24 protein-coding genes are annotated in these 23317 nt (G+C 68.4%); 12 read left to right on the top strand and 12 right to left on the bottom strand.

Going from position 1 to position 23317, the window contains the following annotated elements; all coding sequences use genetic code 11:
- Positions 1 to 108: 108 nt before the first annotated feature.
- The 3 genes from DVK03_RS13460 to DVK03_RS13450 all read right to left on the bottom strand — a co-directional run bounded on the left by DVK03_RS13460 (position 109) and on the right by DVK03_RS13450 (position 6001).
- Positions 109 to 3312: a bacterio-opsin activator domain-containing protein gene (locus DVK03_RS13460; protein WP_115803333.1), complete on the bottom strand. Its 3204-nt coding sequence runs from the start codon at positions 3310 to 3312 to the stop codon at positions 109 to 111.
- A gap of 82 nt (positions 3313 to 3394) precedes the next feature.
- Positions 3395 to 3883 (bottom strand): ribosomal protein S18-alanine N-acetyltransferase, encoded by a 489-nt coding sequence (gene rimI, locus DVK03_RS13455; RefSeq protein WP_006601140.1) that lies wholly within the window; start codon positions 3881 to 3883, stop codon positions 3395 to 3397.
- Positions 3884 to 4036: 153 nt separating this feature from the next.
- Positions 4037 to 6001, bottom strand: coding sequence for an aconitate hydratase (locus DVK03_RS13450; protein WP_115803227.1), 1965 nt, complete (start codon positions 5999 to 6001; stop codon positions 4037 to 4039).
- A gap of 272 nt (positions 6002 to 6273) precedes the next feature.
- Here DVK03_RS13450 and DVK03_RS13445 point away from each other — a divergent pair, with 272 nt between their 5' ends.
- From DVK03_RS13445 to DVK03_RS20100, 6 genes are all read left to right on the top strand, one after another.
- Positions 6274 to 6747: a deoxyuridine 5'-triphosphate nucleotidohydrolase gene (locus DVK03_RS13445; RefSeq protein ID WP_115803225.1), complete on the top strand. Its 474-nt coding sequence runs from the start codon at positions 6274 to 6276 to the stop codon at positions 6745 to 6747.
- 418 nt (positions 6748 to 7165) lie between these two features.
- Entirely contained in the window at positions 7166 to 8404 is a 1239-nt protein-coding gene (pan2, locus tag DVK03_RS13440; protein ID WP_049896234.1) for a proteasome-activating nucleotidase Pan2, read from the top strand.
- Between the two features lie 113 nt (positions 8405 to 8517).
- Positions 8518 to 8991, top strand: a complete 474-nt coding sequence (locus tag DVK03_RS13435; RefSeq protein ID WP_004041838.1) for a pyruvoyl-dependent arginine decarboxylase — start codon at positions 8518 to 8520, stop codon at positions 8989 to 8991.
- A 90-nt stretch (positions 8992 to 9081) separates the two neighbouring features.
- Positions 9082 to 9927, top strand: a complete 846-nt coding sequence (locus DVK03_RS13430; RefSeq protein ID WP_004041839.1) for a sensor histidine kinase KdpD — start codon at positions 9082 to 9084, stop codon at positions 9925 to 9927.
- A gap of 109 nt (positions 9928 to 10036) precedes the next feature.
- Positions 10037 to 10420, top strand: coding sequence for a DUF5811 family protein (locus DVK03_RS13425; protein ID WP_004062941.1), 384 nt, complete (start codon positions 10037 to 10039; stop codon positions 10418 to 10420).
- Between the two features lie 171 nt (positions 10421 to 10591).
- Positions 10592 to 10753, top strand: a complete 162-nt coding sequence (locus tag DVK03_RS20100; RefSeq protein ID WP_006601142.1) for a hypothetical protein — start codon at positions 10592 to 10594, stop codon at positions 10751 to 10753.
- Between the two features lie 25 nt (positions 10754 to 10778).
- Here the strand turns inward: DVK03_RS20100 and DVK03_RS13420 are convergent, their stop codons facing one another.
- Both DVK03_RS13420 and infB read right to left on the bottom strand, forming a co-directional pair.
- Positions 10779 to 11102: a hypothetical protein gene (locus tag DVK03_RS13420; RefSeq protein ID WP_115803223.1), complete on the bottom strand. Its 324-nt coding sequence runs from the start codon at positions 11100 to 11102 to the stop codon at positions 10779 to 10781.
- 116 nt (positions 11103 to 11218) lie between these two features.
- Positions 11219 to 13021 carry a translation initiation factor IF-2 gene (gene infB / locus DVK03_RS13415; RefSeq protein ID WP_049916525.1) on the bottom strand — a complete coding sequence of 601 codons (1803 nt, stop codon included), beginning with the start codon at positions 13019 to 13021 and terminating at the stop codon, positions 11219 to 11221.
- Between the two features lie 198 nt (positions 13022 to 13219).
- On the opposite strand from infB, the gene DVK03_RS13410 reads away from it, so the two are divergent.
- Together DVK03_RS13410 and DVK03_RS13405 are read left to right on the top strand one after the other, a co-directional pair.
- Positions 13220 to 13465 (top strand): PRC-barrel domain-containing protein, encoded by a 246-nt coding sequence (locus DVK03_RS13410; protein ID WP_004041843.1) that lies wholly within the window; start codon positions 13220 to 13222, stop codon positions 13463 to 13465.
- A gap of 18 nt (positions 13466 to 13483) precedes the next feature.
- Positions 13484 to 13942 (top strand): NOB1 family endonuclease, encoded by a 459-nt coding sequence (locus tag DVK03_RS13405; RefSeq protein WP_004062937.1) that lies wholly within the window; start codon positions 13484 to 13486, stop codon positions 13940 to 13942.
- 33 nt (positions 13943 to 13975) lie between these two features.
- Here the strand turns inward: DVK03_RS13405 and DVK03_RS13400 are convergent, their stop codons facing one another.
- The gene (locus tag DVK03_RS13400; RefSeq protein WP_115803221.1) at positions 13976 to 14713 is read right to left on the bottom strand and encodes a CPBP family intramembrane glutamic endopeptidase; all 738 of its coding nucleotides are present in this window, start codon (positions 14711 to 14713) and stop codon (positions 13976 to 13978) included.
- Between the two features lie 249 nt (positions 14714 to 14962).
- On the bottom strand, positions 14963 to 16255 hold the full coding sequence (locus DVK03_RS13395; protein WP_004062935.1) for a hypothetical protein: 1293 nt from the start codon (positions 16253 to 16255) through the stop codon (positions 14963 to 14965).
- Positions 16256 to 16327: 72 nt separating this feature from the next.
- Here DVK03_RS13395 and DVK03_RS13390 point away from each other — a divergent pair, with 72 nt between their 5' ends.
- Entirely contained in the window at positions 16328 to 16861 is a 534-nt protein-coding gene (locus tag DVK03_RS13390; protein ID WP_004041847.1) for a hypothetical protein, read from the top strand.
- A gap of 19 nt (positions 16862 to 16880) precedes the next feature.
- Here DVK03_RS13390 and DVK03_RS13385 read toward each other — a convergent pair whose 3' ends face one another.
- From DVK03_RS13385 to DVK03_RS13370, 4 genes are all read right to left on the bottom strand, one after another.
- Positions 16881 to 17564, bottom strand: a complete 684-nt coding sequence (locus DVK03_RS13385; RefSeq protein ID WP_006601147.1) for a TVP38/TMEM64 family protein — start codon at positions 17562 to 17564, stop codon at positions 16881 to 16883.
- On the bottom strand, positions 17561 to 18274 hold the full coding sequence (locus DVK03_RS13380) for a PHP domain-containing protein (RefSeq protein WP_115803219.1): 714 nt from the start codon (positions 18272 to 18274) through the stop codon (positions 17561 to 17563). Before DVK03_RS13380 ends, DVK03_RS13385 begins: the two co-directional genes overlap by 4 nt.
- Positions 18271 to 18969, bottom strand: coding sequence for a phosphatidylcholine/phosphatidylserine synthase (locus DVK03_RS13375; protein WP_004062931.1), 699 nt, complete (start codon positions 18967 to 18969; stop codon positions 18271 to 18273). The genes DVK03_RS13380 and DVK03_RS13375 overlap by 4 nt, the downstream gene beginning before the upstream one ends.
- A 127-nt stretch (positions 18970 to 19096) precedes the next feature.
- The gene (locus DVK03_RS13370) at positions 19097 to 19732 is read right to left on the bottom strand and encodes a GNAT family N-acetyltransferase (RefSeq protein WP_006601149.1); all 636 of its coding nucleotides are present in this window, start codon (positions 19730 to 19732) and stop codon (positions 19097 to 19099) included.
- Between the two features lie 114 nt (positions 19733 to 19846).
- Between DVK03_RS13370 and DVK03_RS13365 the strand changes: the two genes are divergently transcribed.
- Positions 19847 to 20344: a DUF5812 family protein gene (locus DVK03_RS13365; RefSeq protein WP_115803218.1), complete on the top strand. Its 498-nt coding sequence runs from the start codon at positions 19847 to 19849 to the stop codon at positions 20342 to 20344.
- Positions 20345 to 20379: 35 nt separating this feature from the next.
- Here the strand turns inward: DVK03_RS13365 and DVK03_RS13360 are convergent, their stop codons facing one another.
- Positions 20380 to 20721 (bottom strand): hypothetical protein, encoded by a 342-nt coding sequence (locus DVK03_RS13360; RefSeq protein ID WP_115803217.1) that lies wholly within the window; start codon positions 20719 to 20721, stop codon positions 20380 to 20382.
- Between the two features lie 127 nt (positions 20722 to 20848).
- Here DVK03_RS13360 and secF point away from each other — a divergent pair, with 127 nt between their 5' ends.
- Positions 20849 to 21712, top strand: a complete 864-nt coding sequence (gene secF, locus DVK03_RS13355) for a protein translocase subunit SecF (RefSeq protein WP_004062927.1) — start codon at positions 20849 to 20851, stop codon at positions 21710 to 21712.
- A complete protein-coding gene (gene secD / locus DVK03_RS13350; RefSeq protein WP_004062926.1) occupies positions 21709 to 23283 on the top strand; it encodes a preprotein translocase subunit SecD in 1575 nt (524 codons plus the stop codon). Before secF ends, secD begins: the two co-directional genes overlap by 4 nt.
- The last annotated feature ends 34 nt before the right edge of the window (positions 23284 to 23317 follow it).

Raw genomic sequence — 23317 nt, 5'->3', positions numbered from 1 at the left:
TATATCGGTCGCTGCTATCCAACTAGTGGTGACGCGCGCGCCACCTCTAGGTACCTAGAACCGCAACTGAAAATCAGTTGGTATCGCTGGTCTACACGTGGTACGTCGTCACTCGAAGACGCGTTCGACCAGTTTTCGCTCGGCCGCGCGCAGGTGGTACTGGTAGGTCGGCGCGCTGATGTCGAACGTCTCGGCGAGCGTCTCGGCGGTGCTGCGGCGCGGCCACTCGTAGAACCCGGCGAGGTGGGCCGCCCGAATCGACTCGTGCTGGCGGCTCGTCCACGCCTCGCGCATCTCGGCGGCGAACGTCTGGGGCGACTCGGCCCCGGCGGCGGTCCGCCGCGACAGCAGACTCGTCCCGGGGTAGTTCGAGTCGAGCGCGTCGACGAACGACCGGACTCGGACGCGCGTCGGAACCTCGGCGGTGAGCGTGGTTTGCGTCGGCGTCGCGTCGAGCGCGCGGAGCGTCGCCTCCGAGGCGTACAGCGTCTCGAACAGCGACTCCCGCGGGAGGCGGAGTTCGAACAGCGACCCCGAGTCGTCGGTCGAGACGTGGCGCACGCGCGTCGCGATGTCTCTCCCGGCGGCGACGACGTCCTCGGGCTCCGCGTCGCTGGCGACGAACGCGATGACCGAGCCGTCGGACTGCGGGATGACGCCGCTGAGACTCACCGCGCGGCCGACCCGCCGGGCGAGCCGCGATATCGACAGCCGGTCGCCGCCGAGCCGTACCTGTACGCTCGTCCGGCGCTCGGTCAACATGGCGTCGGCGCGCCCCGTGGCCGCGAGCGCGTAGCCGACCGCCTCCCCCAGTTCGGTGAGCAGGCCGTCGTCGTCGAAGGCGCTCGCCCCGGTCGCGTGGACGACGAACAGCGCCTCCACTTGGCCGTCAGCGACCGCGGGGATGACCGCGATGGCTCGGAACCCGTAGCTGAGGGCGTCGCCGCGGTGGTCGGCCCACGCGGGGTCGTCGAGCACGTCCGCGACCACCTGCTTCTCTCGGCTCTCCACGGCGGCTTCGAGCAGCGAACACAGCGGGTCCGCGGTCGCCACCTCACCGAGCCGGTCGGCGTAGGCGGTGTCAGCGCCGTGGACCGCGTCGCTCGGCGGGCGGTACGCCTCGTCGATGTCGCTGACCTCGGCGTGCCAGACGACCGTGATACCGTCGGTGTCGACGAGGTGTTCGGCAACTTCCGACAGCGCCGCGCCCCGGGTCGGCGCGCGGATGAGCGACTGGTTGATGTTCCGGATGGTCTCGTTGATTCGGTCGAGCCGGGTGAGCGCCTCGTTTTGGGCTTCGAGCCGGCGGTCGCGCTCGCGGAGCTCCGCCTCGGCGTCGATGCGTTCGAGCAGCTCCTCGACGGTCGCGGAAAGCAGGTTCACGAGCTCCACGTCGACCTCGTTCGGCGCGACGGTGCCGGGATGGCCGGTGACGAGCACGCCGTGGCGACCGAGCGGCGCGGCGATGACGCGCTCGACGCCGTCGACGACGCCCCCGTCGGGCGCGAGTTCGACCACGCGGACCTCGCCGGAGACGAACGCGTCCCAGACGCCGCCGCGGTCGAGGCCGCCGTCGAGCGGTTTGTCGCCGAGGCCGGTCCCCGCCGCGCCCACGCGGACGAGACTCGTGTCCGCCTCGTCGAAGACGAACAGTTCGGTTCGGGCGTCACCGAGCACCTCGTCGCAGGCGTCGGCGGCCGCCCGGAGGACGGTCTGTCTGTCGGTCGCGCCCATCATCTCGCGGGTCCGGTCGTGGAGCGTCGCCAGCAGGCGCTCGTAGCGGTGTCGCTTCGTCACGTCGCGGAGGACGCCGACCGAGCCGACCTCCTCGCCGCCGACGACGAGCGGCGTTCGGTGGTTCTCGACCCGGACGACCTCGCCGTCGGGCGTCCGGAGTTCGAGTTCGACGATGCCTCGCGACGTGGCCGCGAACGCCTCGTCGCTCCCGTCGGTCGCGGTGGCGTGCTGGGCGAGCAGGGCCGTCGACGAGCCGATGACGCGGTCGCGGTCGAGTCCGGTGAGCCGCTCGAACGCCGGATTGACGGCCGCGAACCGCCCCTCGTCGTCCAGCGCGTACACCGCGTCGGCGACGGCCGCCAGCATCCGCCCGTACTGCTCGGCTTCGACCTCGTGTTCCAACCGCTCCGTGATGTCGGTGAAGTAGACGGACAGCCCCGTCTCGGAGGGGTACGCCCGAACCGCGTACCACGTTTCGAGGCGCTCGTAGTAGGTCTCGAAGGTCGCGGGCTCCTGTCGCTCCATCGCGCGCTCGAACTCCTCGCGGAAGACGCTCGCCTCGGGGACCGAGTCCCAGATGCGCGTCCCCAGCACCGCCGCGGCGGACATCCCGAGTCCGTGTTCGGCCGTCGAGTTGACGTACGTGACCCGCCAGTCCGCGTCGAACCCCATCACCGCCTCGTCCATCCGCGCTAACACCTCCGAGAGCGCCCCTTTGAGCTCGTGACGCTCGCTCGCCGCGCCGACGACGGCCGCGATGTTCTCCAAGAACAGCACGTCGTCGTCGCAGAACTGCCCGCAGGCGACGCCGTGGACGTTGATGACCCCCCAGCAGGTCCCGTCGCCGCCGATGGCCGCACTCATCCCGCTTTTCGGTCCCGACGGGGGGCCGTCGGCCGCGCGCTCGAAGCGCTCGTCGGCGTCGAAGTCGTCGACGAGCGTCGAACGGCCGGTCCGGTAGGTCTCGGCCGCCTGCGTCCCTCCGACCGCGGCGGGTCCGTGACTCCGGTCCGCCGACCAGCCCGCGGCGGCGGCGACGCGAAACGCGCCGTCGTCGAGCCCCTCGAAGATGGTGACGGAGTCCGCGTCGAGCACGTCGCGGACGCGACGCGCGGCGTGGTCGAGCGTCGAGTCGAGGTCGGCGGCGGTCAGCGCCCGCGTGCCGACTTCCGAGACGACGCGCTGTTGTTCGATGCGGTCTCGGTGGTCCCGTGCGAGGCTGCACTCGCCGAGCGCCCGCTCGACGCGAAAGGCCAGCCACGACATCGTCTCGGGGTCGTCGTCGCGGACGACGTAGTCCGTCGCGCCGGCTTCGACCGCGCGCGCCGCGACCTCGCGGTCGGCGGCCGCGACGACGACCGGGATGTCGATACCCTGCGCGTAGATGTCGCGGACGAACGCCCCCTCGTCACCGGTCGTCGTGGGTGCGGTGAAGACGACACACGAGACGGCCGCGGCGGCGACGAGCTCCGCGCGCGCCGCGGCGGGGGTGCGAACGTGGCGGACGACCGTCGTCTCGTCGAGCGACGACAGCGACGAGTCGAGCGACGCCGCGAACGCGTCGTCGTCACTCACACAGAGGACGGTGGGGGGCGGTAACACAACTCGTGTACGCGGCTCGTCGTGATAAGCCCTCGTTCGACCGTCTGCGGTCCTGTCAAGCGCTTTGCCACTCGGCTACGTCGAGGACCATGACGTACGCGTCCTCGCCGTCGCCGTAGTAGCTCGGCACCCGGCGGGCGGGTTCGAAGCCGAGGCTCCGGTAAAGGCCGATTGCCGGCTCGTTCGAGGCGCGGACTTCGAGTTTCACGACGGTCGCGCCCGCGATGGCCATCGCCGTCAGCGACCGGACGAGCAACCGCCGGCCGAGGCCGTTGCCGCGGGCCGCCGGGCGGACCGCGAGGTCCTTCACGTGGCCGATGTCGTTGCCGTGGTTGGGCATCACGTCGGCGACGACGTAGCCGAGCACCTCGTCCCCGCGGGCGGCGACGAGGAACGCCGGCTCGTCGACGAACATCTCGAACGCGGAGTACGGCCACGGCTCGGAGAAACAGGTCCGCTCGATGCGGAGCACGTCGAGGAGGTCCGCCCGGTCGACTCGCCTGACGACCGCGTCGTCGGCGAGCGCGTCGTCGAACGCCGTCACGCCCGGCGCTACGTGGTTGGCACGCAAAAGCCCGACGGCACGGGCCTGCGGGAATCGGGAGGAACGCTCACGGTCGCGGGCGGGTCCCCCCGCCGGCCGCGCGATGGCCGCCGCTCGCCGCGCGAAAAAGTGAGAAGGTGGTGTCGGTCGCGTTCAGTCGTCCGCGGGGGCAGCGCCGCCCTCGGCCTGCTGCTTCGTGAGGGGGAGCTTGCCGCCGGCGGTGAGGATACGACGCTCGCGTTCGGAGGCGTGCAGGTTCGCCGTCGCTTCCCAGTCGTCGTTCACGCGGATGGTGAACTCTTCCTGGCCGGATTCGACGGCGTCGGCAACGTCGTCGACGATTTCGACGTCGTCGCCCTGCTCGATCTTCTCGTACGTCTCCTCGTCGATTGCGAGGGGGACGATACCGAAGTTGAACAGGTTCGCCTTGTGGATGCGAGCGAACGACTGCGCGAGGACGGCCTCGATGCCGAGGTACATCGGACACATCGCGGCGTGTTCGCGCGAGGAGCCCTGACCGTAGTTCTCGCCCGCGACGAGGACGCCGGAGCCGGCTTCCTTGGCGCGCTGGGCGAACGTCTCGTCGACGCGCGAGAGCGTGAAGTCCGAGAGGCGCTCGATGTTCGAGCGGAACTTGAGGATGTCGGACGTCGCCGGGATGATGTGGTCGGTCGTGATGTTGTCCTCCATCTTCAGGAGGGTCTCACCCGAGATGTCGGAGCCGAGGGGGTCCTGCAGGGGAACTTCGCCGATGTTCGGGCCCTTGATGAGCTCGTCGTCGATGGCGTCGTCGGCGTAGATGAGGTCCGTCTTCGAGCCGTCGTACTTGTCGGGGAGTTCGACGCCGGGGGCGTCGAGGCCGAGCTCGTCGGCGAGGTCGCGCGGGTCGACGATTTCGCCCTTGAGCGCCGCGGCGGCGGCGACCTGCGGCGAACAGAGGTAGACGTTGTCGTCTTCGATGCCCGAGCGGCCCTCGAAGTTGCGGTTGAAGGTGCGCAGCGAGACGGAGTCGGAGGCGGGGACGTGGCCGATACCGATACACGGGCCACACGTCGCCTCGGAGACGTTGACGCCGGCCGCCATCATCTCGGCCGTCCAGCCCTCGCGGGCGAGCATCTCGCCGGCCTGCTTCGAACCGGGCGCGACGATCATCTCGAGGTGCTTTGCGACCTCCTGGTCCTTGACCATCTTCGCGGCCGGGAGGACGTCCTCGTAGCCGCCGTTGGTACAGGACCCGACGAGGACCTGCTCGACCGTCTCGCCGGCGACTTCGCGGACCGGCACCACGTTGTCGGGCATCGACGGGCAGGCGATGAGCGGTTCGAGCTCGCTGAGGTCGATGACGATTTCGTCGGCGTATTCGGCGTCGTCGTCGGCCGTCAGCTCGACGTACTCGTCGCCGCGGCCCTGACGTTCGAGGTAGTCTTTGGTCTTCTCGTCGGTCTCGAACAGCGACGAGGTGGCACCGAGTTCGGTCCCCATGTTGGTGATGGTGGTTCGCTCGGGCACGGTGAGCGATTCAGCACCGGGGCCGGTGTACTCGAAGACCTTGCCGACGCCGCCCTTGACGGTCTCGCGGCGGAGCATCTCGAGGATGACGTCCTTCGCGGAGGACCACTCGGGGAGCTCGCCTTCGAGGCGGACGTTCACGACTTCGGGCATCTCGACGTAGTACGCGCCGCCGCCCATGGCGACGGCGATGTCGAGGCCGCCGGCACCGATGGCGAGCTGGCCGAGGCCGCCGGGGGTCGGCGTGTGGGAGTCCGAGCCGAGGAGCGTCTTGCCGGGCGCGGCGAAGTTCTCCTTGTGGACGTTGTGGCAGATACCGTTACCGGGGCGGGAGAAGTGGGCACCATATGTCCCGGCCGCGGAACGGAGGAAGCGGTGGTCGTCCGTGTTCTTGAAGTCGAACTGGTAGGTCTGGTGGTCGCAGTACTGGGCCGCGAGTTCGGTCTGGGCCTCGTCGAGGTCGAGCGCCTCGAACTGGAGCCAGACCATCGTCCCGGTCGTGTCCTGCATCAGGACTTGGTCGATTTCGATTCCGATCTCCTCTCCGGGGGTGAGGTCACCCTCGACGAGGTGGTCCGAGAGAATCTTTTCCGTGAGCGTCTGTCCCATAACACCCGAACGTCGATGGTCCTCGGATATAAATCCCGCGTACTTCCCTATCTTCGAACGTGAACGATAGCGCCGTCTCTGGATTTCTAGCGTCTAAGGGCCATTAAACTCCTTGTTGGTTCTCCAATGTGACTGGTCACCGCGGGGGTCGTCACCGCCCCCACCGCGGGCGTGTTTCGGCCCCGTCGCGGCGCGGGAATCGGGGTGGCGTTCAGGCGGTGATGACGGTCGAGGTTCGGCACAGTTTTGCGCCCGCTGGCCGGGGTTCGGATATGCACCGCGCTGGCTCGTTCGTCGCACAGCACATCTCGCCGGTCACGACCGAACAGGTCCAACCCAACGGCGTCGACCTGACGCTCGAAGCGGTCCTCGAACAGGTCGAACCGGGTCGCCTCGGTCGCGAGGGAAAGACCGTCGGGGAGCGCCGCGCCCTCGACTGCGCCGACCCGGACACCGAGACGTACCGACTCGACCCCGGCGGCTACGTCCTCCAGTACGCCGAGACGGTCCACATCCCCGAGGACCACGTCGGCTTCATCTACCCGCGGTCGTCGCTCATGCGGAACTCCTGTATGCTGAACACGGCCGTCTGGGACGCCGGCTACGAGGGGAAAGGCGAGGGCCTCTTGGAGGTCCACCACCCGGTCGAACTCGAACGCGGCGCGCGCGTCGCCCAAATCGTCCTCGCGGACGCGACTCACGACGAGACCTACGACGGCAGCTATCAGGGCGAACGGACCCGCTGACGACCGCCGACCGCGACTCTCGGAAGCGGTCGCTCGCCGGATACTACCGGATGAATACCGACATCCCGATTTACGGGACGTTCTCGGCGATGACGAATTCCTTTCAAGTCGGTGGGCGTCGTATCCCTTCTCGCGGAGGGCACGTCGGGCCGAAACGAGGGGCGACCTGTACACACCGAACCTCCGCAACTTCCTCCTTCCACACCTTCGTCTTCGTTGCTTCGCGCGTTCCTGCGACAGCGCGTTCCTGCGACCCGCTCGTGCCCGTGAGCCGCGGCGTCGCGCTGCCGGCCTGCGATTCGCCGCCGCGAGCGAGCGCCACGGGACCGCCGCCACCTAAAGCCGCTTCGAGCGCGGCAGTCGGGTTCTCTGACCCAAAGGCACATTTACGCGCATACCTAAGTGAGGCCAATCACTGATGTCACGGAGTCCATCTCTCCCGGAACGTCCTCATCTCGATCTGGACCCCGAGATGTCGGATGCAGAGCGGCTGTCTGCACTCCGCCAGCACTTCGAACGCATGGTCGACGTCAACCGCGAACTCGACCAGCGGCTCCAGAACGCCGATGACCGCCACGCCGAGTTAGTCGACGAGGTCGACCAGATGAAAGCGCGCAACGAGGCGCTGAAGACGGCCTCGTACTACATCGCCACGGTCGAGGAGCTGACCGACGACGGCGTCATCATCAAGCAGCACGGCAACAACCAGGAGGTCCTGACCGAGTTCGCACCGAGCCTGAACATCGACGACATCGAGCCCGGCGACCGCGTCGCCATCAACGACTCGTTCGCCGTCCAGACCGTCCTCGACGACGAGACGGACGCGCGGGCGCAGGCGATGGAGGTCGTCGAGTCACCGACGGTCACCTACGACGACATCGGCGGCATCGACGAGCAGGTCCGCGAGGTCCGCGAGGCGGTCGAACAACCCCTCGAAAACCCCGAGATGTTCGCTGAGGTCGGCATCGACCCGCCGTCGGGCGTGCTCCTCTACGGCCCGCCGGGCACCGGGAAGACGATGCTCGCGAAGGCCGTCGCCAACGAGACCAACGCCTCGTTCATCAAGATGGCCGGCTCCGAACTCGTCCAGAAGTTCATCGGCGAGGGCGCGCGGCTGGTCCGCGACCTGTTCAAGCTCGCCGCCGAGCGCGAACCGGTGGTCATCTTTATCGACGAAATCGACGCCGTCGCCTCGAAGCGGACGGACTCGAAGACCTCCGGCGACGCCGAGGTCCAGCGCACGATGATGCAGCTGCTCTCGGAGATGGACGGCTTCGACGACCGCGGCGACATCCGCATCATCGCGGCGACCAACCGCTTCGACATGCTCGACGAGGCCATCCTCCGGCCCGGCCGGTTCGACCGCCTCATCGAGGTGCCCAAGCCCGCCGTCGAGGGACGCCGCCACATCCTCGACATCCACACCCGCGACATGAACGTCGCCGACGACGTAGACCTCGACGCGCTCGCCGAGGAACTCGACGACTACTCCGGCGCGGACATCGCGTCGCTCACGACCGAGGCCGGGATGTTCGCCATCCGCGACGGCCGGACCGAGGTGACGGGCGCGGACTTCGACGCCGCCCACGAGAAGCTCTCGAACGTCGACGAGTCCGGTACCGGCCCCATCTCGGGCTTCACGGACTACCAGTACTGAGGTCGGCGGCCGGGGACCACCGCCGCCGGGGGCGGTCACGGACGCCACCCATTCCCCAGCTTTCGAGCGCCGCTATTCGTAACCCCCTTTTCCGCCGCCGCGAGAGTTCGGACATGAACACGATTCGCGTCGTCCGCGGGGTCGGCACCGCCCCCACGGAGATGGCGTCGTACGACGCCGCGCTCGCCGCCGCCAACATCCACAACTACAACCTCGTCGCCGTCTCGTCGGTCGTCCCCGCCGACGCGACCGTCGAGGCGGTCGACGTGGCTCCCGACCTCGGCCCGGCGGGCAACCGACTGACCGTGGTGCAGGCCCGCGAGACCACCGCGACGCCCGGCGAGACGGTCGTCGCCGGCCTCGGCTGGGCGACCGGCTCCGGTCCCGGGCTGTTCTACGAGGCGTCCGGAACCGACGAAGACAGCGTCCGCGCGGCCGTCATCGACGGCCTCGAAGCGGGCCGGAACCTCCGAGAGTGGTCGTTCGATGACGAGGAAGTCGCGCTCACCACCGGCACGCACGAGGGCGAGGGCTACACCACCGCGGTCACGGTCGCGGCCTACGGGCAAAGCGAGTCCGTCTTCTGACACGCCGCGCTGACCGACGGACTCATCAGCGTTTGTGAGTATTGCTCGGGCATGAGTGGTGATGCGCCGTTCGACCTGTCCCCGAGGCGAGTGGCGCTCATCTACGCCGCCTTCGGGTTCCTCTGGGTCGCGACGAGCGACAGTCTCGTGGCGGGGCTCCCCAACCACGACCTCATCCAGACGGTGAAGGGATGGCTGTTCGTCGTCCTGTCGGCGCTGTTGGTGTACGTTCTCGTCGACCGGAGCCAGTCCGAACTGGACCGGACCTCCGAGCAACTGGAGTCGACGCTCGCCCACACGAGCGTCCTCCATCGAATCCTCAGACACGACATCAGGAACGCCTGCACCGCCATTCTCGGCTACGCCGAACTGGTCGAGCCGCGGGACGACGCGGACGCGAACACCGACCCCGTCGAGGCGATTCGAGAGCGAGCGAGCCGACTGGTCGAGGTAAGCGACGAGGTCGCGCTCCTCAGGACCGTCGAGCTCGCGGAGGGGAACGAGGTCGACGTCGACCTCACGTCTGCGGTCACAGACGCCGTCGAGGACCTCGAAATGGAGTACCCGGCGGTACAGGTCTCGGTCGCCTCGCCGGAGACGCTCGTCGCGCGGGCGCACCCGGCGCTCCCGCGGAGCATCGCAGAACTACTCGATAACGCCGTCGTCCACTCCGACTGCGACGACCCGGAGGTACACGTCGGCGTCTGGCAGCTCGGCGAGGTCGTCGGGGTGACCGTCACCGACAACGGTCCCGGCATCCCGGACGCCGAGCGCGAGGCCCTGCTTTCGGGCTCGGAGACGCCGCTTTCGCACACCAGCGGCGTCGGCCTCTGGCTGGTCCGCGCCATCGTCGACGCCTCCGGCGGGTCGCTCGACATCTCGACGCCGAAGTCCCACGGGACCGTCGTCACCGTCTCGCTTCCGCGACCGGCCTGACGGCGTCGTCACCACGTCGTCACCACGTCGTCATCCGCTTTCGATTCGTCCGCCGCGTCGGTGACCGACGACGGCTTTTTACACGTCCTTCCCGTATCGCAGACGACTGATGAACGGGAACAACCCATATGCGGGCGCTCCCGGCGTGACTGGGGCCGGCCAGGCGTCGGCCGACCGAGAACTGACCGTCGACCAGATGGACGCGCTCCGGCGGGCCGTCGCCGGTATCGTCTCGCGGACGGAGTCGTACCTCCCCGAAGGCTTCGCCGTCGGGTCGGAGCTCTCGACCGGGTCGACCGGGCCGCTCGCCACCGTGGCCGTCCACCCGCCGGTCGGCCACCCCGTCAGCGCCGGCTTCTCGCCGGACGCCGACGAACTCGACGCCGGACTCACCGACGAAGACCGAAATGAGGTCGCCCGCGGGCTAGCCGCAACCGCGGCGTTTCAGGTGATGAGCGCCGTCGGAGACGACCTCACCCCCGCCGCTCGGTAACCCCGACCGACCCCCGTTGCCGTCGGGGTCCGAGTGGCCACTGACGCGCCGTTGTGACCTGCCGACCGATTTCTCGTCGTTGCTTCGTCGTCTCGTCCTTCGTTTCAGCTCGTACTCTCGTCATCTCAGAACGAGAACAATACACTTCACGGAGGCGGTCGAAAGGGAGGTATGGTTTCGATTTTCGACTACGCGGACGAGATTGGCCCGACGACGCTCATCATCGTCGGATTCCTGCTGTTTGTCTTCCCCGAACCGGCGACTTCGGCTCTCGGCGCGGGGCTGATGCTGTTCGGCGCGGCGTACTGGTTCTGGGAGTGGAACCGCCCCTGAGCGCAAGGCGAGCGAGCGACCCCGCTCAGACGCTCCCGCGACGGCGGTTCCGACCGGCGTCGTCGCGGACGCGAGTGGTGACGCCGTCGATCGGGGCGTCGGTCTCGGCGGACGCGCCCGGGCCGCTGGTCGGACCCGCCGCCGATTTCGGTGTCGCAACGAACAACCCGTAGGCGAGCACGGCCGCCGAGACGAGGCCGCTCGTTCCCACGACGGGCGAAATCGGGAGCGGCGAGAGCGCGCCGACCGCCGCACCGACGACGAGCGGGAGCGGTAGTGTCGCGAGAATGGCGTCGTACCGCGTCGCTTCCGAGACGATGCTGTCGCTATGGGATGTTCGTGTGCGCATGATACCACTCGGCGGCGAATACGAACGTGTGAATATTAGCTATTTCGCCCGACGGGAGGGCCGTGCGGCTCACGGGTGCGGTGAACCAACGGAACAATCGGGGCGCGGTTAGTCGCCTACTTCCCCCAGAAGGGGTCGCGCCGGCGGTGTTTTTCGAGGTAGCCCGACAGCGCCTCCAGTTCGTCGGTGGGGATGTCGTCTCGGAGCTCCTGTTCGAGAATCTTCGCGTGCTTCTCGGGGAGTTCGATCCAGAGCTCGTCGCCCTCCGCTATCTGGCGGCCGACCGTCGGGCCGTCGATGGCGACGCTGACGCGCGAGCCGGCGCGGGCGCTCGACACGTCCTCGCCGTTCTCCTGGATGCCCGAGAGCTGGCCGACGCGGTTGGGCTCGCCGTCTTCCCACTTCACGACGTTCATGTTGTTCTTGATGGTCCCGGACATGACTTCGACGCCGACGACGGCGGGGTTGTTCTGTCGGAAGACGTGGTCTTCGAGGATGCGGAACCGACACGGGCGGACGATTTTGTCGAGAATCGTCTCCTGTTGGGCGCGCTTCATCTCCTCGACGTGCTCTTCGTACTCCTCGACGAGCTGATAGATAACGTCGTCTTCGAACAGTTTCACGTCGTTCTTGTCGAGTTCGGCCTCGGCGTTCGAGAGCACGTCCACGTTGAACCCGAGGATGACTTTGTGTTCGGGTTCGCGGGCGGTCGAGGCGACGGCCACGTCGCGCGGGGCCACGTCGCCGACCTCGGCGCGGAGGATGGGCACTTCGGCCTCCTGTAAGGCGTTCGCCATGGCTTCGAGGCTGCCGAGGGTGTCGGCCTTGACGACGACGCCCTCTTCTTCCGTGGTGACCTCGATGTCCGCGAGTTCGGCTTCGACCTCGCGGACGACCTCGTCGAGGTCGCGGTCGCCGACGACGCGGACCGGCGCGCCGGCCATCGCGTCTTCGAGGTCGGGCGCGGCGATTTTCACGCCGGCCGCGGCGCGGACCTCCTCGACCTTGTCGAACCGCTTTTCGGTGCGAATCTCGGCGTTCGGCCGGGGCTGGAGGAGCGCGCGGACCTCGGTGACGATGGGGTCGTTCGCGCCGCCGACGACGACGGTGTCGCCCGCGCGAATCGTCCCGTCGTAGAGGACCACGTCGAGGGTCGCGCCGAAGCCGCGTTCCTCCTTGACTTCGAGGACCGTCCCGGAGCCGGGACCGGCCACGTCGATGGCCATCTCGTCTTTCATGTAGCGCTGCGAGAGGCCCATCAGGACGCCCAGCAGGTCCGGAATCCCCTCGCCGGTGAGCGCGGAGACGGGAACGACGCCGATGTTGGACTGGAAGTTCTGGACGCGCCAGTAGAAGTCGGAGGAAAAGCCCCGGTCGGAGAGTTCACCGATAATCTCGTACAGCTTCTCGTCGAGTTTCGAGCGCGCGCGCTGTGACTGCTCCTCGTAGGTCTTCTGGATGGGTGCCCCCTCTTGGGGGTTCCAGCCCGGCGTGGTGTCTATCTTGTTCGCGGCCACGATGAACGGCGTCCCCGTCCGCTTGAGGATGTCGATTGCCTCCTCGGTCTGCGGCTGGAAGCTGTCGTTCACGTCGACCACGAGGATGGCGATGTCGGCCAGCGCCCCGCCGCGCGAGCGGAGGGTGCTAAAGGAGTGGTGCCCCGGCGTGTCGATGAACAACAGCCCCGGGAGGTCGAAGTCCTCGGGTTTGACCAGACTGCCGGCCATCTGCGAGACGGTGTCTAAGGGGACCGCGGTCGCGCCGATGTGCTGGGTGATAGCACCGGCCTCACCCTCGCTGACGGCGGAGCCGCGAATCTTGTCGAGAAGACTCGTCTTCCCGTGGTCCACGTGGCCGAGGACGGCCACGATGGGTGTGCGAAGCGTATCGGATTGTGACGTCGAATCAGTGTCGGACATGAAGAATCGCCCCGGAGAAAGCTCTTACCGGAATCGAGTCGGTGACTCAAGTTAAGTCCATCGTCACGGCCGCGCGCACGAATCCCACGATTTGCCGTGTCGACTGTTCTCGCGGCCCGCAGGCGGGATGGGGGGTTCGTCGGCCGCTCGTCAGACGTGCCCGTACCGTTTATGTGAACCGACGAGGAAGGGGTGTGTATGGCCGACATACTCGCCGAGAACCTCTCCGGAAAGGCCGTTATGGGCTCGGACGGGACGGAGCTCGGGATGCTGTACAACATCACGATGGATATGAAATCGGGCGAGCTGCACGACCTGCTCGTCCAGCCGAACGAGCAAATCTCCCCCGGACGCGTCTCGTTCGACCAGGACGACCACGGACGGTTCCGAGTCCCGGTGAATCGCGTGCAGGCGGTCAAGGATTACATCGTCGTCCAACGGTAGATTCAGGATAGATTCTCAATGCGGATTCTCGACGCGTCTGCGTTCATCCACGAGTACCACACCGACGACGAGACGGCCTCGATTCCCCTCGTCAAAGAAGAACTCACCGGCGAGCACGCCTTCCGCTTCGACGCCCTCGAAGGCGCGGGCATGTACGTCCACATCCCCGGACAGGGAACCGTGGACAAGGTGCTCCGCGCCGCGGGCGAGACCGGCGACCGCGACGTGCTCTCGGAGACCGACACGCGCCTCATCGCCGCCGCGTTCGAACTCGACGCGACGCTCGTCACCGATGACTACGCGATGCAGAACGTCGCCGAACGGCTCAACGTCGGCGTCGAAGTCATCGCCCAAGACGGCATCGCGGAACAGCGAACTTGGAAGTTCCAGTGTCAGGGCTGCGGCCGCGAGTTCGACGAGGACAAAGAGCGCTGTCCCATCTGCGGGATGGAGCTGTCGCGGAAGAACCCGGCGTAAGCCGGTCGCCGCCCGCGGTTCGATGCCGCTTTTTCAGACCAGCCCGGTCGCCTGCGCGTAGCTCACGAGGAACTGGACCGCGTTGTACAGCCCGTGGACCAGCGCGACGACGAGCAGGTTCCCGCTTCGCTCGTAGACGACCGCGAGGACGCTCCCGAGGACGAGCACCATCCCCAACGAGACGTACAGCCCCTCGCCGGAGAACGACCAGAGGTGAATCGACGCGAACACCAGACTCGACAGGACGACCGCCGGGGCGGGCCCCCACAGCCGCCGGAGTTCGCCGAAGGCGATGCCGCGGAAGATAAGCTCCTCCGCCGGACCGACGAGGACGATGGTGACGACCGTGAGATACAGGAAGTACGCCGGGTTCTCGCGGCCCTGCTGGGCGATGACGCTGTCGCCGCTCTGGATGCCGAGCGCGGACATCAGCGCCGACGCGCCGAGGTAGACGCCCATCACGGCGACGAATCCCCCCGCAATCCACAGGGCGTCGCGCGCGGTCGGTCGCTCGAACCGAATCAGTTCCCAGTCGTCGCGGGCGGCGAGGTAGCCCGCGCCGACGACGCCGAAGCCGACGAACTGTCCGGCGCTCTCTATCGCGCCGATGAGCGCGGTATCGCCCGGCACCACGCCGCGAGCGAGGCCGCCGGCGAGCGAGCCGAACGTCGCGCCGACGAGGAGCGAAAGGGCGACGACGATGATGATGCCACCGTACGCCTGGAGGTGGTCTGCGAGGCTCGCAGACGTGCGGGCGGTGTCGTGTGCCATTGTCCCCCCTTCGGAACGGGGTCGGATAATCGATTCGGGTCGATTCTCGTGACTCCGTGGAGTCACGTGCGTCTGTGTCGGTTGCGTCGTTTCGAGCGGAGGACCGGTCTGTTGGACCCCCTCGAAAGCCCCCGCGGCCCCTTTCAGTCCCACCCCGTGGACTGTTCGGTCGTCGTCGCTGGTTGGCCGTTCGGTCGTCGTCGCAAAAGCCGAGTCTCGGCCGTGGTCGCCGTGCGCCGCTCGCTCCGACTACTCGACGACCAGCCGCGACTTCTCTTCGACCGCGTCGGCCTCCTCGAAGTCGCCGCCGCCGAGCAGGCCGCGGGCGGCGCGTTTGCCCCACTCGACCGCCGGCTGGACGAACGTGTCCACGCTGGCGAGTTCGCCGTAGAGGACGCAGGCGGCCTCCATCGCGTAGAGCAGTTCGCCCAGTCCGTACTCGTCGACGCGGTCGAGTTCGATACGGACGCTCGGCCGGCCGGCCGCGGCGAGGCTCGCCTCGGTCGCTTCGAACTCGGCGTCGAGCAGGTCACCGAGCGACGAGCCGCCGAGGTACGCGAGGCCGTCGAGGTCGGTCTCGGGGATGGCGACGTCGTCGCGCTCCGCGGCGCGGACGAGCGTCACGAACTTGTCGCGCGGGCCGGCGCGGTACAGTTGAAGCTGGGAGTGCTGGTCGGTCGCGCCGAGCGCCCGCAGGGGCGTCTGGCCGAGGCCGTCCTTCCCGAGCGACTCGGCCCACAGCTGGGCGAACCACTCGGAGAACGTTTCGAGCGATTCCGCGTAGGGCATCATCGCGTTCTGCTGCATGCCGCGCTCGGCGAGCGCGTAGGACACCGCGCCGTAGGCGTACGCCGGCGAGTCGAAAAGCGAGTCAGACAGGCGCGCTTCCTGTGCGGCCGCGCCCTCCAAGACCGCCTCGATGTCGTGACCGCAGAGGGCGGCGGCGGCGAGGCCGACCGTCGAGAGCACCGAAAACCGGCCGGGCACGCCGTCCGGGACGGGGAGCGACGGGAGGTCGTGTTTGTCCGCGAGGTCGCGGAGGTTCCCCTCCTCGCCGGTCGTGACGAACGTCCGGTCGGTCCAGTCGACGCCCGCGTCGGCCATGGCCTCCCGGACGACGAGGAAGTTCGCCAGCGTCTCGGCGGTCGTGCCGGACCGCGAGACGACGTTGACGACGGTCGATGCGAGGTCGAGCGAGTCGAGGAGGCGCTCGACGGCCTCGGGGTCGACGTTATCGAGGTAGTAGGCGTCCACGTCGCTTTCGAGCGCGTCGGTGAGGGTGGCCGCGCCGAGGGCGCTCCCGCCGATGCCGACCGTGACGACCGCCGAGGGGTCGTCGAACCGGCTCACTGCGTCGCGAATCGCCGCGGGGTCGGTGGTGTTCGGGAGGTTCAGCGATTCGTAGCCGTGTTCGCCGGCCGCTCGGCCGCGTTCGATGCGGTCGTGAGCGGCCGCGACGCGGTCGTCGAGTCGGTCGAGCGCCTCGCGCGAGACGCCGTGGGCCGGCGCCGTGTCGAGGACGTTTCCGAGGTCTACCTGCATACCGGATGCCGCGTCGCCCGGCGTCAAAACGACACCGGTCGCTTTAATCGCGGCCGCTCCCAAGGGCGACCGATGGCAGACGACTACGGCGGCGTCATCGGCGCGTTCCCGTACGCCTTCCGGCACAGCGAGTCGTGGCTGTTCAAGTGCTACGTGCTCGTCGGTGCGCTGGCGACGGGCATCGTCTCGTTGTTCGTCGCCTTCGGACTCGTGGTCCTCATCGGTGCGACCGCCGGCGTCCCCGGCGGGTCGCTCACCCTCTCGCGGTCGTTCTACGTCCTCGTGGGGCTGTTCGTCGTCGCGCCGCTCGTCGCCCCGATACTGTTCGTCGCCCGCCGACACCGCCGCACCGGGTCGAAGCCGCGGTACGACCTGAGCCTCGCGCTCGCGGGCTTCGTGTTCATGCTGTCGGTGTACGTGGGGCTTCTCGCGTCGGTTCCCGCGGAGCTTCAGACGCCGGCCGAGCCGTTTACCGTGGGCCCCGTGACCGTCTCGGCGCTCGTTCCGGTCGTCCGACTCCTCTACGACCTGCCCGCGCTCTACGGCCTCGTCCCGCCGGTCGCGTGCGCGGCGGGCATCTACGGGATTCACCGACTGCTTCGCTAACCGCGACCCGCGCGTTTTCTCAGCCGACCCTCGCCGCCAACTCGTCGCGGTAGCGGTAGACGACCGCCGAGGCGACGACGCCGATTCCGACGAGGAGCGCCACCGCCTCGTAGTTCGCCGCGCCCGCGTTCTGCCCGGCGGCCGCGGCGAGCGCGAACGTGGGCAGGCGACCGACGGCGACGAGGACGACGAGCGTCCGCAGTCGAAGCGGCGAGAGCCCAGCGAGTGCACAGAGCGCGTCGTCCGGGAACGCGGGCAGGAGAAACAGGACGAACAGGCCGGCGACGCCCCGGCGGTCGGCGAAGCCGTCGAACCGCGCGAGGGCGTCGTCGGCGACGAGACGCTCGACCGCGGGCCGGCCGAAGCGCCGGGCGAGCAGGAAGACGATGGCGCTTCCGGCGACGACGCCGACCATGCTGTACGCCGTGCCGGCGACCGTCCCGAACAGATAGCCGCCGACGGCGGCGAGCGCTTGGCCGGGAATCGGCGCGAGAATCACCTGAAGCGTCTGGATACCGACGAACACCAGCGGGGCGAACGGGCCGGTCGACTCGACGGCCGAGCGGACCCACGCCGGGTCGGCGAGGCGCGGGGCGAACACGGCGACGCCGACCGCGACGGCCGCGAAAGCGACCGCGACGGCCCCGATTCTGACGAGCGCCGCGTTCCGCGCCGCGGGCGAGTCGAACAGGCGACCGGTCACAGGAACGAGGCGGTCTTGAGCCGGGCGTTCAGCGCGTACTTCCGCAGGTACTGGCGGGCGGTCGTCCGCGTCCCGCGAGCGACGGTTCGCCCGGCGCGAATCCCCTCCAAGATGGCGTCCGTCGTGACGCCGCCGTCCGCCTCGACCGAGACGGCCGTGTACGCCTGTCCGACCAGCGTGGGCCGGTGGGCATCGCTCCCGCCCGTGCCCGGGAGTCCCTGCCGGCGGGCGTAGCGCCGCGCCTGTCCGTTTCTGAATCCGGTGAGCGTGTGGGCGTTGTACGCCTCGATGGCCTCGATGGCGTCAACGTCCCGAATCGTCCGCCGGGACGCGCCGTGTCGGAACGTCTGAAACGGGTGCGGCACGACCGCGAGTCCGCCCGCCTCGCGGACCTCTCGTGCCGTCTCCGAGAGCGGTCGCCTCGTCGCCGGCGGGTCGTCGACCCCGAGCGCGAGGAGGTGGCCGTCGGCCGTCGAGACCTCGACGCCGGGGACGACCCGGACGCCGTACTCGTGGGCGATGTCGAACGCCCGCGGGAGCGACCCGACCGAGTCGTGGTCGGTGATGGCGACCGCGTCGAGGCCGACCGCCGCCGCGCGGGCCAACACCGCCTCGACCGACATCTCGCAGTCGTAGGAGGCGTCGGTGTGGACGTGGAGGTCCACCGCGAGCGTCTGTGGCCCCCGCGAGCCCTGCGGCCGACCGCTCATACCACGCCGAATTCGAGCGCGAGGCAGCCGACGACCGTCAGGACGCCGGCGACGCCGACGAGGACGTGGCCCGCGTCGGTCTTGTACGCCTTGTAGTCGGAGGTCATGAGCGGACAGACCGCCACGATTGTCGCGCCCGCGACCCAGCCGTTCCACAGCGGGACGAACTGGAGGAGGAAGTAGTTCGCCAGTACGACGAGGTGCGTGTGGACGACCGTCGTCCCGTGGTAGTACGAGGTACCGCCCTCGTCGCCGAAGCCCTCGCTGTTGTGGCGGATGAGTCGCAGGCCGCCGAAGGTGAGGACGACGAAGCCGACGACGGCGCTCACGGCCGGGTTGGGCGCGAGCGCGACGTGGTACAGGAGCGCCGCCGACACGAGGTACGCGAAGATGTCGATAAACGAGTCTATCTGTCGGCCGAACGCCGAGGCGGTCCCGGTTTTGCGGGCGTAGTAGCCGTCGGCCTTGTCGAAGGCGAAGCCGGCGAGGACGGCCACGATGGCCCAGTTCGGCTCGCCCGACACGAACAGTATCGCGCCGACCCACGCCCAGAAGAGCGCGCCCAGACTCAACCAGTCCGCGGTCCCGAGCCGCGAAATCATGTTCTCCCCCGTCGATGAGCGCACGACCTCGCTCGCCCGCGCGTCGACCGCGTCCAGCCTCCCGCGAACTGCTGACCTGAGTTCGTCCGTCATGCCTGTCTGTCAGACACACTCGGTCGACCGAGTATAAATTTAACCGATATAGTATATATAAATCAAATATCTATATACTAACGTTCCCGAACGGAGCGCTCGGGACGTCACTGACTGTTCTGTACCGCTATGAACGCGGTTTGACGCGCCGGCGTCGCCACGGGCCGACCCGGTAGTACGCCCGGGTGCGGGCGACTCGGAAGCCGACGCTCTCGAAGGTCCACTGCGAGGGTCGGTTGTCGCGGGCGACGAGCGCGTGGACCGTCTCGGCTCCCCGTTCGCCGGCGACGGCGACGGCCCGCGAGACGAGCGCGGTGGCGACGCCGCGGTTCCGCGCCTCGGGCGCGACGAACACCCGGCGGACGTAGCCGCCGGGGAACGTCACGTCGGCCTCCAGCGGGTGGACGTGGTACGTCAGGCCGGGGTCACCGAGAAAGAGGTATCCGACGAGGTCGGAGTCCGCGGCTTCACCGTTCTCACCGCCCTCGCCGTCTCTCTCTCCGCTCTCGGCGTCGAACGCGCACACCGCCGTCTCGTCGTCTCGGAGTTCGGAAAACGCGTCGTAACGCCCCTCGAATCGACGCGTCTCCGCGGGGTCGAGCGCGCGAATCTCGACTCCCGACGGGGGGTCGCGGTCGGCGTCCGCCGCGGCGGCGTCCGCGACGTACTCGTCCATCTGCGTCGCCGTGAGGCCGCGGGCCTTGAGCGCGTCGTAGACGCGGCGGGCCGTCTCGGTCCGGGTCAACCGCCAGAGCGCGGGCATCGTCAGTCGCCTCGAAGCGCCGCGAGAAAAGCCCACCGTCGCCGTGGGTATCGGTGCCACACGCCGCCGTCAGCGCCCGAAACGGGGAAAAGGCCCGGTGGCGTACAGCGGGTGATGACCGAGTCCGAGACCGACACCGAGGCCGAGTCCGAGCGAACGGGAACGTTTCTCGTCACCGCCGCCGACGAGGAGTCGGCCGTCCTGAAGGACGTTCACTCCGGGCAGGTCCACGCGCTCTCGTCGAACCCCGGCGTCTCCGAGGACGAAGCCGTCCACGGGACCGTCGCGCCCGACCCGCCGATGAACGTCTCGTGGCAGCTCGTGGAGGTCGAGTCGCGCTGGACCGTCTCCGTCGAGCGCTCGACCGAGTCGCCGACGACGAACTCCCGGGACATCGCCGCCGACAACCCCGACGGCGAACTCGTCCGCGAGGAACGCGCCGGAACCGGCGAGATTCACGTCCTGTCGGTCCCCGACGACATGACCGAACAGGCCGTCGACGACATCCTCGACGACAGAGAAGGCCTGCTCTCGCGGGCCGCCAGACTCGACGTGAACCGCGTCGAAATCCGCTCGCAGCCGGGCGTCGTCGCGGTCCGCTACATGCCCTGACAGGTCGGTTTTCACCCCGGAGTTCGTCTCGCGTTCTACCGCTGTTCCGCCGTCGAGGAGACCGGCCCGTCCGCGCTCTGGACGCACCAGCCGCCGTGGACGCTCCCCTCGCGCTCGACGAACTCGACTGTCGTCTCGTCGTCGATGCGGGTCGCCCCTTCGGGGTCGAGTTCCTCCACGCGGAGCGTCAGCGTCAGCGAGTCGCCGCAACAGCCAACGTCGAGGAACTCTTCCCACTCGTCGCCCGGCGCGGCGTCCTCGTGGACCCGTCGCAGGTAGGTCACGAAGCGGTCGGCGGTCAGCTGGTCGTGGCCCCACGCGCTGAGTTCGTCGGGGAAGGAGACGACCACGCGGGTCGCCGTCGGTTCGGTCGTCATAGTTCACGATTGTCGGCCAACGACTATGGGCCTGTCGCGGGTTCGCCGCGCGCTCGCCAGACCGCGCCGCGGCCGAAATCGTCCGCGGATAAGAAACCTTATTCCGCACCGCTCAGGACCGCAACCCATGGTTGAGTTTACGGTACCGGAGGTAGACTACACCCGGTACACGAATCGCCAACTCGCGGCCGTCCCCCTCGCGGTCCTCGCGGTGGCCCTACTGGTCATCGGAGGGTGGTACGTCGCGACTGGTGCGCCGGTGAATCCGGGCGTCGACTTCACCGGCGGTACCGAACTCCGCATCGCAACGGATGCCCCGCAAAGCGAGGTCGCCGCGGCCTTCGATAGCCAGCCCGAATCGATTCGCTCCGTCGCGGCCGACGGAACCTACGTCGTGACGTTCCAGTCGGGGAGCGCGACATCGACCGAACTCCAGACGCAGGCCGAGGACGCCGGCTTCGAAGTCAGGTCTATCGACGCCGTGTCGGCTAACTTCGGCGGCGAGACGCAACTGCTCGCCCTCGGCGGCCTCGCGGTCGCCTTCGCGGGCATGAGCGTCCTCGTGTTCGCCATGTTCCGCTCCTTTGTCCCCTCCATCGCGGTCGTCCTCTCGGCGTTCTCCGACATCGTCATCCCGGTGGCGCTGATGAACCTCTTCGGCATCGAACTGTCGCTGGGGACCGTCGCGGCGCTCCTGATGCTCATCGGGTACTCGGTGGACTCGGACATCCTCCTGAACAATCACGTCCTCCGGCGCTCCGGTGACTTCTACGAGTCGACCGCGCGCGCCATGCGCACCGGCGTGACCATGACGCTCACGTCCATCGCGGCGATGATCGTCATGACCATCACGGCGACGCTGTTCGGGATTCAACTGCTCGCCGCCATCGGGACGGTCCTCGTGTTCGGCCTCACCGCCGACCTGATGAACACCTACATGCTGAACGTGACCCTCCTTCGCTGGTACAAGTTCGAGGGGGTGGCTCGATGAGCACGCTCCGCGACAACTGGCGGGTCATCTTCCTCGTCGTGGCCATCCTGCTATCGACGTTCGCCCTCTTCTCGCCGACGATGGGCAATCAGTCCCCAATCGGCGAGGACGACAGCGCGACGAACCTCCAGTTCGGTCTCCAACTCGACGGCGGGACGCGCATCCGCGCGCCGCTCGTCGGCGTCACCGCCGAAGACGTCGAGTTCGAAGGCGACTCCGAGCGCGTCGTCGAACGGCAGGTCGCCGCCCAGATAGCCGGTGCCGACGCCGCGGACATCATCGCCCGCACGGGCGCTGAGTCCAGCACGGTCGAAGCGACCATCGAGAACGTCACGGCCGACGACCTGAGCGCCGCGCTCGACGCCGCGGGCTACGCCCACGGCGAGGTCAGAGACGGCGTCACCGGGACGACCCGCGCCGAGACGGTTCGCGTCCTCCAGTCGAAGATTAACGAGGCCGGCCTCTCCGGCGGGACGGTCCAGCAGGTGACCACGGCGACGGGCGAGCACTTCATCCTCGTCGAGGTCCCCAACCGCGACCAGTCCGACGTCGTCGACCTCGTCGGCGAGCGCGGGACGGTCCAAATCGACATCTACTACCCGACCGGAACGGACAACGGCTCGCGGACCTACGAGACGCGCGAGGCCGTCCTGACGCAGGCCGACTTCACCTCCATCGGGACCGCACAGGAGTCCCAGACCGGAAGCGGGGCGTTCGTCCCCGTCTCCGTCCGCGACGACCCCGCGGCGGAGTTCCAGACGGCAGTTCAGGACACCGGCCTCGCCCAACCCGGCGGGACGCGGTGTACCTACATGGAAGACGGCGGTCGGAACACGACCGAGGGCTGTCTCCTGCTCGTCGTCAACGGCGAGGTCGTCAACGCCTTCGGTATGAGCGGCGGGCTCGCCGACACCATGCGGGCCGGCGAGTGGGCCGGAGCGCCGAGCTTCCAGCTCCAGACGCGCAACACGTCCGAGGCGCAGGAAATCGCCATCAACCTTCGCGCCGGCGCGCTGCCGGCCCGCCTCGACCTCTCGGGCGAGGATAGCGGCACCTCGTCGTACATCTCCCCGAGCCAGGGTGAGAGCTTCAAGTTCGACTCGCTCATCACGGGCATCGTCGCGGTGCTCGCGGTCGCGGGCGTCGTCTTCATCCGCTACGGCAAACCGCAGGTCGCCCTGCCGATGATCGTCACCGGCCTCTCCGAGGTGTATATCCTCCTCGGATTCGCCGCGGCCATCGGCTACCCGCTCGACCTTTCCGTCATCGCCGGCTTCATCGCCGTCATCGGGACCGGGGTGGACGACCTCATCATCATCGCCGACGAGGTGATGGGCGAAGGCTCCGTGAAGTCCCGCAAGGTCTTCCAGTCGCGGTTCCGCCGCGCCTTCTGGGTCATCGGTGCCGCCGCCGCGACGACCATCATCGCCATGAGCCCGCTCGCCGTGCTCTCGCTCGGTGACCTCCAGGGCTTCGCCATCTTCACCATCCTCGGCGTCATCGTCGGCGTGCTCGTCACCCGCCCGGCGTACGGTGACATCCTCCGACTCCTCCTGACCGAGGACCGCTGAGGCCGACCTCGATTCGGCCGACGCGTTTTTCCCG

The organism is Haloferax sp. Atlit-109R (genome assembly GCF_003665865.1).
GTDB classification, from domain to species: Archaea; Halobacteriota; Halobacteria; order Halobacteriales; family Haloferacaceae; genus Haloferax; species Haloferax volcanii.
This window is presented reverse-complemented; position numbering and strand designations above follow the sequence as displayed.